12 protein-coding genes are annotated in these 13615 nt (G+C 68.7%); 3 read left to right on the top strand and 9 right to left on the bottom strand.

Annotation, left to right across the window (positions count from 1 at the left end):
* Nucleotides 1-83 precede the first annotated feature (83 nt).
* On the top strand, nt 84-1454 hold the full coding sequence (locus ACZ0AE_RS17835; RefSeq protein ID WP_313245875.1) for an MATE family efflux transporter: 1371 nt from the start codon (nt 84-86) through the stop codon (nt 1452-1454).
* Between the two features lie 85 nt (nt 1455-1539).
* Complete coding sequence (gene sppA / locus ACZ0AE_RS17830; RefSeq protein ID WP_038685967.1) at nt 1540-3444, top strand: signal peptide peptidase SppA; 1905 nt, start codon at nt 1540-1542, stop codon at nt 3442-3444.
* 224 nt (nt 3445-3668) lie between these two features.
* On the opposite strand, the gene ACZ0AE_RS17825 is transcribed toward sppA, so the two are convergent.
* Nucleotides 3669-3899 (bottom strand): hypothetical protein, encoded by a 231-nt coding sequence (locus tag ACZ0AE_RS17825; RefSeq protein WP_038685968.1) that lies wholly within the window; start codon nt 3897-3899, stop codon nt 3669-3671.
* Nucleotides 3900-4060: 161 nt separating this feature from the next.
* Between ACZ0AE_RS17825 and ACZ0AE_RS17820 the strand changes: the two genes are divergently transcribed.
* The gene (locus tag ACZ0AE_RS17820) at nt 4061-4837 is read left to right on the top strand and encodes an SDR family oxidoreductase (protein ID WP_038691757.1); all 777 of its coding nucleotides are present in this window, start codon (nt 4061-4063) and stop codon (nt 4835-4837) included.
* A gap of 227 nt (nt 4838-5064) precedes the next feature.
* Here ACZ0AE_RS17820 and ACZ0AE_RS17815 read toward each other — a convergent pair whose 3' ends face one another.
* From ACZ0AE_RS17815 to dprA, 8 genes are all read right to left on the bottom strand, one after another.
* Nucleotides 5065-5832 carry a hypothetical protein gene (locus ACZ0AE_RS17815; RefSeq protein WP_463601765.1) on the bottom strand — a complete coding sequence of 256 codons (768 nt, stop codon included), beginning with the start codon at nt 5830-5832 and terminating at the stop codon, nt 5065-5067.
* A gap of 53 nt (nt 5833-5885) precedes the next feature.
* On the bottom strand, nt 5886-6692 hold the full coding sequence (locus ACZ0AE_RS17810; protein WP_463601764.1) for a DUF4124 domain-containing protein: 807 nt from the start codon (nt 6690-6692) through the stop codon (nt 5886-5888).
* A gap of 56 nt (nt 6693-6748) precedes the next feature.
* Nucleotides 6749-7309, bottom strand: a complete 561-nt coding sequence (tsaC, locus tag ACZ0AE_RS17805; protein WP_141057678.1) for an L-threonylcarbamoyladenylate synthase type 1 TsaC — start codon at nt 7307-7309, stop codon at nt 6749-6751.
* Nucleotides 7310-7420: 111 nt separating this feature from the next.
* Nucleotides 7421-9922: a DNA topoisomerase I gene (locus tag ACZ0AE_RS17800; RefSeq protein WP_447595847.1), complete on the bottom strand. Its 2502-nt coding sequence runs from the start codon at nt 9920-9922 to the stop codon at nt 7421-7423.
* Between the two features lie 191 nt (nt 9923-10113).
* Entirely contained in the window at nt 10114-11022 is a 909-nt protein-coding gene (locus ACZ0AE_RS17795; protein WP_463601763.1) for an RDD family protein, read from the bottom strand.
* A 44-nt stretch (nt 11023-11066) separates the two neighbouring features.
* Nucleotides 11067-11864 carry a GYF domain-containing protein gene (locus tag ACZ0AE_RS17790; protein ID WP_463601762.1) on the bottom strand — a complete coding sequence of 266 codons (798 nt, stop codon included), beginning with the start codon at nt 11862-11864 and terminating at the stop codon, nt 11067-11069.
* A gap of 37 nt (nt 11865-11901) precedes the next feature.
* Complete coding sequence (locus tag ACZ0AE_RS17785) at nt 11902-12375, bottom strand: DUF494 family protein (RefSeq protein WP_038685975.1); 474 nt, start codon at nt 12373-12375, stop codon at nt 11902-11904.
* A 42-nt stretch (nt 12376-12417) separates the two neighbouring features.
* Nucleotides 12418-13560 carry a DNA-processing protein DprA gene (gene dprA, locus ACZ0AE_RS17780; protein WP_463601761.1) on the bottom strand — a complete coding sequence of 381 codons (1143 nt, stop codon included), beginning with the start codon at nt 13558-13560 and terminating at the stop codon, nt 12418-12420.
* Nucleotides 13561-13615 lie beyond the last annotated feature (55 nt).

The following is a 13615-nucleotide window of genomic DNA, read 5'->3' as shown; positions in this document are numbered from 1 at the left end:
CCGTGCCACGCGCGTAAGATGACCGGCCGCAACCCGGTGCCTGTGCCCTCCGCGCGCTGCCGCAGTTGCCGTACGTGATCCCCATGTCCATCGCTTCTCCTACGCCGCGCCTTTCCCAGGAAGTGCGCGCCACCGGCCTGCTCGCGCTGCCGCTGGTGCTGGGCCATGTTTCCACCGGCCTGATCTCCTTCGTCGACAACGTCATCGCCGGCCACCACGGCACCCAGACGCTGGCTGCCGTCACCATCGGCACCGCGCTGCTGTGGCTGCCGATGCTGATCCCGATCGGCACCCTGATCTCGCTCACCGCCTCGGTGTCGCAGCTGCATGGCGCTGGGCGCGAGCGTGAGATCGGCCCGCTGTTCCGCCAGGCACTGTGGCTGGCGCTCGGCCTGGGCCTGATCATGTTCACCTTCCTCACGGTGGTGCCGCCGCTGCTGCCGGCGTTCGGCATCGCCCCGGACATCGTGCCCGGTGCCACCGCGTTCCTGCATGCCGTGCGTTGGGGCGGTCCGGCGCTGACGCTGTACTTCTGCATGCGCTACCTCAGCGAGGGCATGCACTGGACGCTGCCGACCATGATCCTGGGCTTCGGCGGCCTGGTGATCCTGGCGCCGCTGGGTTACATCCTCTGCTACGGCAAGTTCGGCTTCCCGGAAATGGGCGCCGAAGGGCTGGGCATCGCCTCGGCAACCATGATGTGGATCCAGGCGCTGTGCTTTGCCGGCTACCTGTGGAAAACCAAGCGGTTCGCGCACCTGCAGCTGTTCTCGCACTTCGAGCCGCCGCGCTGGGCCGCGATCTGGGACCTGCTGCGCACCGGCCTGCCGATCGGCATCACCGTGCTGATGGAAGGCGGGCTGTTCATCGTCACCGCGCTGCTGATCGGTCGCCTGGGGGCCACCGAAGCGGCCTCGCACCAGATCGCCATCAACGTGGCGCAGCTGTGCTTCATGATCCCGATGGGCGTGGCCGAAGCCACCACCGTGCGCGTGGGCCATGCGGTGGGCAGCGGCAACGGGCTGGGCGTGCGCCGGGCGGCGATTGCCGGCCTGGTGATCATCCTGGGCACCCAGACGCTGTCGGCCCTGGTGCTGCTGTTCGGCCATGACGCCATCGTCGGGGTGTATACCGCCGACATGGGCGTGGCCGCGCTGGCCTCCACGCTGCTGCTGTACGCCGCGGCGTTCCAGTTCCCCGATGGCGTGCAGGTGCTCTCGGCCGGCGCGCTGCGCGGGCTCAAGGACACCCGCGTGCCGATGTTCATCGCCATGTTCTCGTACTGGGGCCTGGGCATGCCGCTCGGTGCCGGTCTGGGCCTTGGCCTGGGCATGGGACCGCAGGGCATGTGGCTGGGCCTGATCCTGGGCCTGACCGCCGCCGCCATCCTGATGGCCTGGCGCCTGCGCGTCAGCAGCCGCCGGGTCGGCCTGGCGTTGCCGCCCGCCGCCTGACGACCCCCTTACTTGTGTCCGATGCCGGTCTGCCCGGCACCGGCTATGCTGGCATTACGGCAAGAAGCCAACTGGAGTTTTCCCCATGAACCAACCCGCGCGTCGCAATCCCGTCGCCAGCTTCTTCATCGGGCTGTGGGATGTGATGAACTTTACCCGCAGGCTGATCCTCAACCTGGTCTTCTTCGGCCTGCTGTTGTTGATCCTGATCCTGTTCGTCGTGGCGATGGGCAAGGGCGCCAGCTCCGGCAATGCATTGCAGGACCGCACCACCCTGGTGATCGCGCCGGAAGGCCGGCTGGTCGAGCAGTTCAGCGCCGACCCGGTCAGCCGCGCGCTGTCCAAGGCGATCGGTGACAACAGCGCCGAGGAAGTGCAGCTGCGCGACCTGATCCGCGCCCTCGACGCGGCCCGCACCGACAAGAAGATCGAGCGCGTGGTGCTGGAGCTGGACAAGCTGCAGCCCAGCGGCTTTGCCTCGATGCGTGAAGTGGCTGGCGCACTGCAGGAACTGCGCGCCGCCGGCAAGCAGGTGGTGGCCTTCAGCGAGAACATGAGCCAGTCGCAGTACCTGCTGGCCGCGCAGGCCGACGAGGTCTACCTGGACCCGATGGGCGGCGTGGTGCTGGAAGGCCTTGGCCGTTACCGCCAGTACTTCCGCACCGGCCTGCAGGACAAGCTCGGTGTGGACGTGCATCTGTTCAAGGTGGGCGAATACAAGTCCGCCGCCGAGCCGTACGTGCTCGACGCCGCCTCGCCGCAGGCCAAGGAAGCCGACCTGTTCTGGATGAACGATGTGTGGCAGCGCTACCTGGCCGACATCGCCAAGGCGCGCAAGCTTGACGCCGCGCAGCTGGCCGCCGGCATCGACACCATGCCCGAAGGGATCGCCGCCGCCGGTGGCGACCTGGCCAAGTTCGCCCTGCAGCAGAAGCTGGTGGACGGGCTGAAAACGCGCGAGGAAGTGGACGACCTGCTTACCGATCGCGGCGTTGCTGACGAAGACGCCGACGGCGGCTTCCGCAGCGTGAACCTCGATGCCTACCTGTCCGCGCTGGACAGCCGCCGCTCGCCGGTGGATTCGCGTCCGCAGGTAGCGGTGATCGTGGCCGCCGGTGAAATCGCCGGTGGCGACCTGCCGGCCGGTCGCGTCGGTGGCGTGTCGACCTCGGCCCTGCTGCGCGAAGCCCGCGACGACAAGGACGTGAAGGCGGTGGTGCTGCGCGTGGATTCGCCCGGCGGTGAAGTGTTCGCCTCCGAGCAGATCCGCCGCGAAGTGGTGGCGCTGAAGGCGGCCGGCAAGCCGGTGGTGGTGTCGATGGGCGACCTGGCTGCCTCCGGTGGTTACTGGATCAGCATGAACGCCGATCGCATCTACGCCGATCCATCGACCATCACCGGGTCGATCGGCATCTTCGGCATGATCCCGAACGTAGCCCGTTCGCTGGACAAGATCGGCGTGCACACCGATGGCGTGGGCACCACGCGCTTCGCCGGCGCGTTCGACATGACCCGTCCGATGGACCCGGCCGTGGGCCAGGTGATCCAGTCGGTGATCAACAAGGGCTACGCCGATTTCACCGGCAAGGTGGCCGATGCACGCAACAAGCCGGTCGAGGCGGTCGATGAAGTCGCCCGCGGTCGCGTGTGGAGCGGTGCGCAGGCCAAGGAACGCGGTCTGGTCGACGAGTTCGGTGGGCTCAAGGCTGCCGTCGCCGATGCGGCCAAGCGCGCCAAGCTGGGCGAGGTGGACAAGGTCCGCGTGCGCTACATCGAGAAGGGCGCCACGCCGTTCGCGCAGTTCATGAGCGGCTTTGCCGGCAGCCACGCCGGTGCGTGGATGTTGGGCGAGTCGGGCATGGCGCGGCTGATGCTGGCCCGTTCGATGCCGGAGCTGGATACCCAGCTGCGCTTCGTCGAAGACGCGGCCCGCGATCCGCGCGGCAGCGCACCGGTGAAGGCACTGGCGTACTGCTTCTGCGGCTTCTGATGCGCTGACGCGCACGCGATGAAAAAACCCGGCCAAGGCCGGGTTTTTTTGGTTCCAGACCCGGTAGAGCCGCCCCATGGGTGGCTCTACCGGTCTGATGCAGCGCCACGCGCAGCCACCCATGGGGTGGCTCTACCGGTGTGATGCAGCGCCACGCGCAGCCACCCATGGGGTGGCTCTACCGGTGTGATGCAGCGCCATGGGCAGCCACCCGTGGGGTGGCTCTACCGGTCGGCGGGGGTGTCGTCGCTGGCGGCTTCGTCGGCGGCGCGGGTGTCCGGCGCCTTTTCCAGCAGGTCGCGTGCGGCCTTGGCCTTGTCCAGCGGCTGCTGGATGGTGTCGCGCAGTGCAGTGGCCTGCGGCTCCGGGGGTTTGTCCGGCGCCGGTGGAACCGGTCGGTTGCAGCCGGCCAGGGCCAGCAGCGCGGTCAGCGGCAGGACGACACGGATGTTCATGGCAAGCGCACCTTGATGGGCCGGGGAGGACAGTGTCGCACCGTCGCCGCCGGCGTGCATGCAGGGCGGACCGCGTGCAGGGGCTGCGCTATCCTGCGTCCAGCGCACCGCATGGTGCAGTGCGCAGCATCACGGGGCAGGGTCCCCCGCAGGAGAAACAGGTGAGCGCGCAACGTTGGCGATTGGATGGGCAGACCGCTTTGATTACCGGTGCAAGTGCCGGCATCGGACTGGCGATTGCCCGGGAGCTGGCCGGTTTCGGCGCGGACCTGTTGATCGTCGGGCGCGATCCCGATGCGCTGGAAATGGCCCGCGATGAACTGGTGGACGCCTTCCCCGACCGCGAGATCCATGGATTGGCCGCCGACGTCTCCGACGACGAAGACCGCCGCGAGATCCTCGACTGGGTCGAAGACCACAGCGATGGCCTGCACCTGCTGATCAACAACGCCGGCGGCAACATCACCAAGCCGGCCACCGAATACACCGAAGACGAATGGCGCGGCATCTTCGAGACCAACCTGTTCTCGGCCTTCGAGCTGTCGCGCTACGCGCACCCGTTGCTGGCCCGGCACGCCGCCTCGGCGATCGTCAACGTGGGCAGCGTGTCGGGCCTGACCCACGTGCGCAGCGGCGCGGTGTACGGCATGACCAAGGCGGCCATGCACCAGATGACCCGCAACCTGGCCGTGGAATGGGCCGAAGACGGTATCCGGGTCAACGCGGTGGCGCCGTGGTACATCCGCACCCGGCGCACGTCGGGGCCCCTGTCCGATCCGGACTACTACGAAGAAGTGATCGACCGCACCCCGATGCGCCGCATCGGCGAGCCCGAGGAAGTGGCGGCCGCGGTGGGGTTCCTGTGTCTGCCGGCGTCCAGTTACGTCACCGGCGAATGCATCGCGGTGGACGGCGGGTTCCTGCGGTACGGGTTCTGAGGCCGACCCACGTGGGATAGCGCAGCCGACCAACGGTCGGCTCTACCGGGATGGGGGCGCAGCCGACCAACGGTCGGCTTTACCGGGATGGGGTGCGCAGCCGACCAACGGTCGGCTCTACCGGGATGGGGTAGCGCAGCCGACCAACGGTCGGCTCTACCGGGATGGGGTAGCGCAGCCGACCAACGGTCGGCTCTACCGGGATGGGGTGCGCAGCCGACCAATGGTTACGGGATGGGGCACTCGCTGCTGGCGAGGATGGCCTGCAGGCGTTCGCGTTCGGCCACTGCCAGGGCCGCGTTTGCCGGCGTGGCGAAGCGCTCCCGTCCGCGCGCATCGCGGAAGCGCTGCTGCCAGCTGTTGCAGCGCTGTACTTCGGCGATGGGCTCGCACGTGTCGCGGATCACTTCGCAACCGGCCGCGTTGAGCGGTGTGTTGCCGCCCAGGCCGGTGACGGTCATCAGTTCGCAGTGCGGCGGCGCCGGTTCGCGTTCGTGCAGGTAGCCGCCGCCGTCACGGCCCTGGCAGGCGTAGATCTCCGGCAGCGGCTGTTTGGCCACGGCGTCTGCTTCGGCCTGCTGCTCGGCCTGGCGGCGTACCACGTCGCTGTCCAGGATGGCCGTGCCCTCGGCCTCCACCGAGGTCTGCACATCGCCGGCCTGCAGCACTGGCAGCGGCGCGTGTGCCAGGGTGCCGGTGGCAATGGCCGGATCGGCGCTGGCTGGCACTGCGGCCGCCACCGGGGCGGGGGGCGGGGCCGCCGGTACGGCGTTGCTGGCCGGCGCGACGAAGCGCTGGATGCGCTGCTGGGTGCCCGGCGGGCAGGGTGCGTTCTGCACGGTGAGGCCGCCATCGGCGGCGGTGCACCGGAACAGCACCACGTCCTCGGCGTGCGCCGGGGCGGGCAGGCACAGCCACACTGCTAGCAGTGCCACGCCGCCGCGCGGCGCGACACGGCGCATCAAGGGCGAAAGGGGCAGGGAATCGATGTGCATCAGGTCGTGGCAGCAAGCGGCAAGGCGTAGCGAAGTGCGCATTGAAGCACGTGCTAGCGGCAGTCGCGTTCCAGTCGCGCATCCACGCTGCGCTGCTCACGGTTGAGCGCGTCGCGTTGGCCCTGCAGCGCACTGTTGTACTGGCGCACCAGTTCCCAGTGACGGTCCTGCAGGCGCGCACAGACCTCCTGCTGCGGCAGGGCGTTGCACGCGTCGCGCACCAGCACGTTGCCGGTGGGCACCACGGTGTCGGTGTAGGTGCCGGGGTAGGCCTCGCGGTTGCCTTCCCAGTGCGTGCTGCCACTGCCCACGCTGAGGCTGCCGCCCACGTGCGGGCCGCCGCCGGAGATCGACAGCGAGCCGCCGCTGGCGCTCACCGAGCCCGATCCCGTGCCGGCCCCCATCGGGGCGATCGGCGGCAGGGGACGGGGCGGACGGCCGCCCCCGGGTGGGCGATGGCCGCCGCCATACGGCAGGTACACGCTGGTCCAGATCGGGACCCAGCGCGGATTGCCCTCGCCGCTGTCGCTGGTATAGCGGCTGCCGTCGTCGCGCACGCACTCGTACAGCGGCTGTGGCGGCTGCACGTAGACGTGGCGCACCTCGCGCTGCGGCGCGGCCGGTGCAGGCGTGGCAGTAGGATCGCGGTCGCTGCGCACCTCGCGCGGGGCGGGGTCGCGCGGACGTTGCATGTCGCGCACTTCCTGGCGCCCGTCGCGGCAGGGCGCATCCTGTAGCGACACCGCGCCGTTGCTCCCCACGCACCGGTACACGCGCACATTGCCGGCGTCCTGCGCGGCCAGTGGCGCGCTGGCGCAGCACAACAGCAGGGTCAGGCGCAGGGCGGTTGTTCGGTGCATGGGGCCAGTGTGCGGCTTTACCGGCAGCGGCGCAAAACAGCGGGCATGGGGGCTGCTCAGCTGCGCAGGATCTGCCCGCTGAGCGCGTCGCGGATCGGGGTGGGCTGGGCCAGGCCGCCGGTGTCGCCGTCGATCAGGCCATCCAGCAGTGGCAGCAGCGCGGGGTCCAGTTCGGTCCGGGTCCGGGCCGGTGGCTTGCCGGCCAGGTTGGCACTGGTGGATACCAGCGGACCGCCCCAGGCGCGGCACAACGCGGCCACCAACGGGTGCGCGCTGATGCGCACGGCAATGCCGCTGTGCGCGCCGGTGATCCAGCGCGGTGCGCGCGGGCCGGCCGGCAGGATCCAGGTGTTCGCGCCGGGCCAGCTGGCCAGCACCACGGCCTGGCGTTGTGCCGGCAAGGCCTGCAGGCGCACCCAGTCGTCCAGCTGGGCCAGGTCGGCCGCTACCAGGATCATGCCTTTCTCGACCGGGCGCTGCTTGAGCTGCAGCAGCTTCATCACCGCCGCCTCATGGGCCGGATCACAGCCCAGGCCCCAGACCGCTTCGGTGGGGTACGCCACAACCCCGCCAGCGCGGAGCACGGGCAGGGCGGTATCCAGGGTGAGTTCGTTCATGGCGGCAACAGCGGGCGTGGGCATAGGCCCGCATTATCCGCCCGCGGCGTGGCAACCGGGTGATCCCCGCGCAGATCCACGCATGGCGTGGGCCTGCGCCGGTAGAGGCCCTCAGGCCTTCTTGGCGACCGTCTTCTTGGCAACCTTCTTGGTGGCCGCTTTCTTGGTCGCGGTCTTCTTCGTTGCCGCCTTCTTGGTGGCCGCTTTCTTCGCCGGTGCCTTCTTGGCGGCGGCCTTCTTCGGCGCGGCCTCCTTCTTCACCGCGGCCTTCTTGGCGACCACTTTCTTGGCCGCCTTCTTGCCGAAGCCCTTGCGCACCGGCTTGCCGGTTTCTTCCATCAACTGCTGCACTTCAGCCAGGGTCAGCGACGCCGGCTCACGATCCTTGGGGATCTTGCCGTTCATCCTGCCATCGCTGATGTACGGGCCGAAGCGGCCGTTCAACACCTGGATGTCGCTGCCCTCGAACTCCTTGATGATCCGGTTGCGCGCGATCTCTTCCTTCTCTTCGATCAGGAACACCGCACGGGCCAGGTCGATCGTATAGGGGTCGTCTTCCTTCTTCAGCGAGGCATAGGTGCTGCCGCGCTTGGCGAACGGACCGAACCGGCCGATACCGACGCTGACGTCCTCGTCCTTGTCCTGGCCGAGCGCGCGCGGCATCAGGAACAGCTCCAGCGCGTCTTCCAGGGAAATGGTGTGCATCGACTGGCCCGGGCGCAGCGAGGCGAACTTGGGCTTGTCTTCGGCATCTTCGGCGGTGCTGCCGATGGCCGCGTACGGCCCGAAGCGGCCCAGCCGCACGCTGACCGGCTTGCCGGTCTTGGGGTCGGTGCCGAGCTCGCGCGCGCCACTGGCTTCGGCGCGATCGACCGACTCGTTCTTCTCTTCGACCAGCTTGCTGAAGGGGTCCCAGAAGCGGGCCATCAGCGGAATCCAGTCTTCCTCGCCACGCGACACCGCATCGAGCTCGTCTTCCAGCTTGGCGGTGAAGTCGTAGTCCACGTACTGGGTGAAGTGGCTGGACAGGAACTTGGACACCGCACGGCCGACGTCGGACGGGCGGAAGCTGCGGCCTTCCATTTCCACGTACTTGCGGAACAGCAGGGTCTGGATGATCGAGGCGTAGGTCGACGGGCGGCCGATGCCATATTCTTCCAGCGCCTTGACCAGCGCCGCTTCGGTGAAGCGCGGCGGCGGCTGGGTGAAGTGCTGGTCGGCCACGATGCGGTCGAGCGGCACGCGGTCGCCGGGCTTCATCGCCGGCAGCTTGCGGCCTTCGTCGTCATCCTCGGCGCTCTTGGTGTCCTTGCCTTCTTCGTACACGGCCAGGAAGCCGGGCACCACCACGGTGGTGCCGCTGGCGCGGAACACGTGTTCGCTGCCGGCCGACAGGTCCACGCTCACGGTGTTGAGCGTGGCCGGGATCATCTGGCAGGCCACGGCCCGCTTCCAGATCAGTTCGTAGAGCTTGCGCTCGTCGTCGGTCAGGAAGCGCGCCACCTGCGCCGGGGTCCGCAGGGCAGAGGTCGGGCGCACCGCTTCATGCGCTTCCTGGGCGTTCTTGGACTTGGTCTGGTAGGTGTTGGGCTGGTCGGGCAGCGAGGCGATGCCGTAATCGCGGGCGATCACGTCGCGGATCTCGGCCAGCGCATCCTGGGACAGGTTGACCGAGTCGGTACGCATGTACGAGATCAGGCCGACGGTGCCTTCTTCCTCGCCGATGGCCACACCTTCGTACAGCTTCTGCGCCACCTGCATGGTCTTGCGGGTGGTGAAGCCCAGCTTGCGCGAGGCCTCCTGCTGCAGCGTGGAGGTGGTGAACGGCGGGGCCGGGCGGCGCTTGCGCTCCTTGCTGGCCACGTCGGTGACATGCAGCGCGCCCTGCGCGGCCTGCTGGATGCGCAGGCGTGCGGCCTCGGCGGTATCGCCGTCGGTCACGGTGAACTGTTCGAACTTCTTGCCGTCCAGCTTGGTCAGGCGCGCGGTGAACGGCTGCGAGGGATGCGCGCAGGCGGCATCGATGCTCCAGTACTCGCGGGCGATGAACGCTTCGATCTCTTCCTCGCGCTCGACGATCATGCGCAGCGCCGGGCTCTGCACGCGGCCGGCGGACAGGCCGCGCTGCACCTTGCGCCACAGCACCGGGGAGAGGTTGAAGCCCACCAGGTAATCCAGCGCGCGGCGTGCCTGCTGCGCATCGACCAGGTCACCGGCGATCTCGCGCGGGTGGCCCATGGCTTCCTTGATGGCGCGCGGGGTGATCTCGGTGAAGACCACGCGCTGCATCGGCTTGTCCTTGACCAGCCCGCGTTCCTTCAGGATTTCGGCGATGTGCCAGCTGATCGCCTCACCCTCGCGATCCGGATCGGTGGCCAGGAAGATGTCGTCGGCGCCCTTGGCAGCCTTGACGATGGCATCGACGTGCTTTTCGTTCTTCTCGATGAGGTCGTACCGCATCGCGAAGTTGTTGTCGGGATCGACCGCGCCTTCCTTCGGCACCAGGTCGCGCACATGCCCATACGAGGCCAGGACGGTGTAGTCCTTGCCGAGGTATTTGTTGATCGTCTTGGCCTTGGCGGGCGATTCGACGATGAGCAGGTGCTTGGGCATGTCAGATTATTTCTGTGGGCAGCAGCCCGGGAGAGGGCGCTAGGGTGGAGCAAATGGCCGCATTAGTGAAGGGCAGCGGGCGATTTCCATAAACTGAACGCCCGGGTATGCGCCGGGCGTTCAGCTTTTCCTCTTATTAGAGGAATCACGACCGAGCCGCCCGTGTCAAGCGGCCCGGTGTGAGGGTGGGGTCAGGACATGGACGAGGCGATGACCCCGATCATGGCAATGCCGACGCCGATGGCGGCCACGGTGAGCAGGCCCGAAACCACCAGAATCACGATGGTGACGGTGCCCAGGGTCGGCTGCTGCAGGTGCTCGTTTTCGGTGTAGGCCCATTTGTCGACCACCACGGTGTCGCAGATCATGTCGTGCAGGGCCTGCTTGCGCTCGGTGAAGGCGGCCATGATGAAACCGATCATCAGGGTCAGGCTGCTCAGCAGGAAGCCGAAGTAGCGCCCGATGCCGCGGCCCAGGGTGAGCCGTTCGCCATTGCCGCGCACCACCTTGATGCCCACGGCCATCTTGCCCAGGGTGGCGCCACCGGCCGAGGCATGGAAGCCGGCGTAGTAGGCCACGCCCAGCGCCAGGCCGGCCACCATCGCCAGCAGGCTCATCACCAGCGCCACCGACTCGTTGCCCGACACCGCGCCGATGCCGTTGAAGATCAGGCTGATCGGAATGTTGACCACGCTCACCACCACCGAGTCGAGGAAGTAGCTGGCATAGCGCTTCCAGAACCCGGCGTAGACCACGTTGCCGCCGCCGACCACCGTCGCGTTGGCATAGCCGCCGGCGGCCGGCGCCGTGTACGGCGAATGGGTGCCGCCACCGGTGCCCGGCAACGGCGCGGTGCCGTTGTCGATGGCCGTGTAATCGCCGCGCAGGTCGAAGCCGCTGCCCAGGTTCTCCGCAGCGCTGCTCAGGTTCTGCAGCTGCAGTTCGTCGACCGCCTCGGACAGCGGTTTCCACTGCGCAAAGCCCTCACGCCAGACCAGCGTGGTCAGGCTGATCTGCGCGCGCTGGAAACGCAGGCGCATCTCGTCGGCGGTCAACGGGCCCTGGCGTTCCTGGCCATCGGCGAAATACCACTCAGTCATTGCTTCAATCCCCTTTGGGTTCATCCATGGACATGCGTCCGTTGTCAGCCGCGGCAGTGCTGCGGCAGGTACTTGTCATCCGGCTCGCCGGTGCATTCCCACTGGTGCAGCTCCGGGTCGAAATCCAGCCACAGCAGTTTGCCGTCCAGGGCCGCCTTGGCGGGCACCGACAGCTCGGCTTCGATGCCGCAGTGGCTGTTGTCGAAGCGGCCGATCCGCACCGCCGCCAGGTCGCCGCTGGCATAGCTTTCGGCCGGCTGGAACCCGTCGTCGTCATTGACCGGGCAGCGCCCGTGGGTCTGCACGAACTCGCTCACCTGCACCTTGATCGGGTCCAGTTCGGTGATGGCCTGCGCGGTTTTGGAGCGCAGCACATACTCCTGATAGGCGGGCAGGGCGATCGCGGCAAGAATGCCGATGAGCACCACCAGCAGCACGCCGACGATGCCGGCCACGATGCCGGCGATGGCGCAGCCGGACAGGCCCTGGCGCGGCGGTACCGGCGTGGTGGCCATGGCGGGCGCGGCAGCGGCCGTCACCGGTGGGGCCGTCACGGGCGGCACCGAGCCGGATGCGGGGCTGCCCAGGGGAATCTGCGGCGGCAGCGCAACGTCGGGCGTGTCGGTTTCGGCGGGTGGGTCGGTCACGGGCGCCGGCGGCGCAGCCAGTACCAGGCCGATCTCGTCGGCCACCTCGCGCAGCGGTTGCCACTGCGCCATGCCGTCGCGCCAGACCAGCGTATCGGCCGCAATGCGGCTGGACTGGTACAGCGCGATCAGTTCATCGGACGCCAGCGGCCCGCGCTGCTGGCGATTTCCTTCTGCATAGAACCACTGGCCCACGGCACGCTCCTGAATGCGCAAGGCACCCAGTGTACGGTCAGTGAAGCGGTTCCGGTTCGTCAATGAACATCTGCGTTTCCATCCAGGCGTAGGCGGCCTCGGACCCGGGCTGGTTGAACAGCACCATCAGCACCACCCATTTGAGGTCGTCCAGGTCCAGCTCGTCCTGGTCCAGGGCCATGGCGCGGTCCAGCACCAGCTCGCGCTGGTTGGCGTCCAGGATGCCGTGCTGCTCCAGGAACATCAGGAAGCCGCGGCCTTCAACGTCCAGCTTGTCCAGTTCCGGACCGTGGTAGATGCGCACCGGGCCATCGACCCGGGCCACGTTCACGGCCGGGCGCTGGTCGGCCAGGGCATCGAGCCAGTCGAACGCTTTCTTGATTTCGGTGGGGCTGAAGCCGGCCTGTATCAGGCTGTTCTGGAGGGTGTCGCGGTCACGGACGAGGTCCGGGTCCTCGCTGAAATAATGTTCGAACAGGTACAGCAGGACATCCAGAATGCTCTCTTTCATTGCCCCTCGGCCTGCGTCAACGACGCTGTGGAGGTGAAGAAACTAGGGTTTTCGACAGTAGCGGCCATAGGCGGCAACCACCTTTCCTTCCAGTTCCATGACCAGCAGCATGGCCGACAGCTGGGCCGTCGTCAATCCGCTGCGCTGGATCAGTGAATCCATACCCGTTGGGTTGTCATCCAGTGCCTGCCACAAGCGCTGGTAGTCCGGGTCGGGGAAGGAGGGGGCGCGCCGAGGCGCCGGTCGTGCCTGTTCAGTGGGGGCGTCCAGCCGGCTTCGCAAGGCCTGGCCCAGGGTGCCGGCCAGGGCGGTCAGCCCGGCGATCACTTCGTCGGGGTGCTCCACCAGCATCACGCCTTCGCGGATCAGGCGGTGGCAGCCGCGTGCCCGCGGGTTGCGCACCGAGCCGGGCAGGGCGAAGACCTCGCGCCCGGCCTCGGCCGCCAGCCGGGCGGTGATCAGCGCCCCGGACCGCAGCGCCGCCTCGATCACCACCGTGCCCAGGCTGAGCCCGGCGATCAGCCGGTTGCGCGCGGGGAACTGGCCGGCCCTGGCGGCGGTGCCGGGCGGGTACTCGCTGACCACGGCGCCGCCCTGGGCGATCCGCGCCTGCAGGGCCGCATGGCGCGGAGGGTAGGTGCGGTCCAGGCCGGTGGCCACCACCGCCACCGTCAGGCCGCCCGGCACCCGCAACGCCGCCTCGTGGGCGCGCGCGTCCACCCCCGCGGCCAGCCCGCTGACCACCGCCAGCCCGCTGCGCGCGAACGCGGCGGCGAATTCGGCGGCCAGCTCCGCGCCGCTGGGCGACGGCGTGCGGCTGCCCACCACGGCAACCCCGGGGTGCCACAGCGTGGCCGGGTCGCCCTGCACGAACAGCACCAGTGGCGCCTGGGGATGGTGGCGCAGCAGCATCGGGTAGTCGTCGCTGTGGATCGGCACCAGGTGATGGCCGGGGTGGGCCGCCCAGTGGTGGGCCAGCGCCAGGGCCACCGGGTCGGGGCAGGCCAGCCGCGCGCATTGCTCGGGGGTGCAGCCATTGGCGCGCCAGCTGGATGGTCCGGCACGCAGGGCGAGGGCGGGATCGGCGTGGGCCTGCAGCAGGCGCCGCCGCGGTGGCAGCGGGCCGCCGGCCAGGACCAGGCGGAGCAGGGCGTCGCGGGTGTCAAGCGGGAGGGTTTCGCACATCCGCCAAGGCTAGGCCGCATACAGCGACGGCGCCCTGGGGCGCCGTCGGAGTAGT

The organism is Stenotrophomonas sp. AC248, from assembly GCF_979258185.1.
This window is presented reverse-complemented; position numbering and strand designations above follow the sequence as displayed.

Bases quoted from the DNA above. Each gene is read 5' to 3' on its own strand.
- ACZ0AE_RS17800 (WP_447595847.1), bottom strand. From the start codon at position 9,922: ATGCCCAAGCACCTGCTCATCGTCGAATCGCCCGCCAAGGCCAAGACG.
- ACZ0AE_RS17835 (WP_313245875.1), top strand. From the start codon at position 84: ATGTCCATCGCTTCTCCTACGCCGCGCCTTTCCCAGGAAGTGCGCGCC.
- dprA (WP_463601761.1), bottom strand. From the start codon at position 13,560: ATGTGCGAAACCCTCCCGCTTGACACCCGCGACGCCCTGCTCCGCCTG.
- ACZ0AE_RS17795 (WP_463601763.1), bottom strand. From the start codon at position 11,022: ATGACTGAGTGGTATTTCGCCGATGGCCAGGAACGCCAGGGCCCGTTG.
- ACZ0AE_RS17815 (WP_463601765.1), bottom strand. From the start codon at position 5,832: ATGCACATCGATTCCCTGCCCCTTTCGCCCTTGATGCGCCGTGTCGCG.
- ACZ0AE_RS17785 (WP_038685975.1), bottom strand. From the start codon at position 12,375: ATGAAAGAGAGCATTCTGGATGTCCTGCTGTACCTGTTCGAACATTAT.
- tsaC (WP_141057678.1), bottom strand. From the start codon at position 7,309: ATGAACGAACTCACCCTGGATACCGCCCTGCCCGTGCTCCGCGCTGGC.
- ACZ0AE_RS17825 (WP_038685968.1), bottom strand. From the start codon at position 3,899: ATGAACATCCGTGTCGTCCTGCCGCTGACCGCGCTGCTGGCCCTGGCC.
- ACZ0AE_RS17810 (WP_463601764.1), bottom strand. From the start codon at position 6,692: ATGCACCGAACAACCGCCCTGCGCCTGACCCTGCTGTTGTGCTGCGCC.
- sppA (WP_038685967.1), top strand. From the start codon at position 1,540: ATGAACCAACCCGCGCGTCGCAATCCCGTCGCCAGCTTCTTCATCGGG.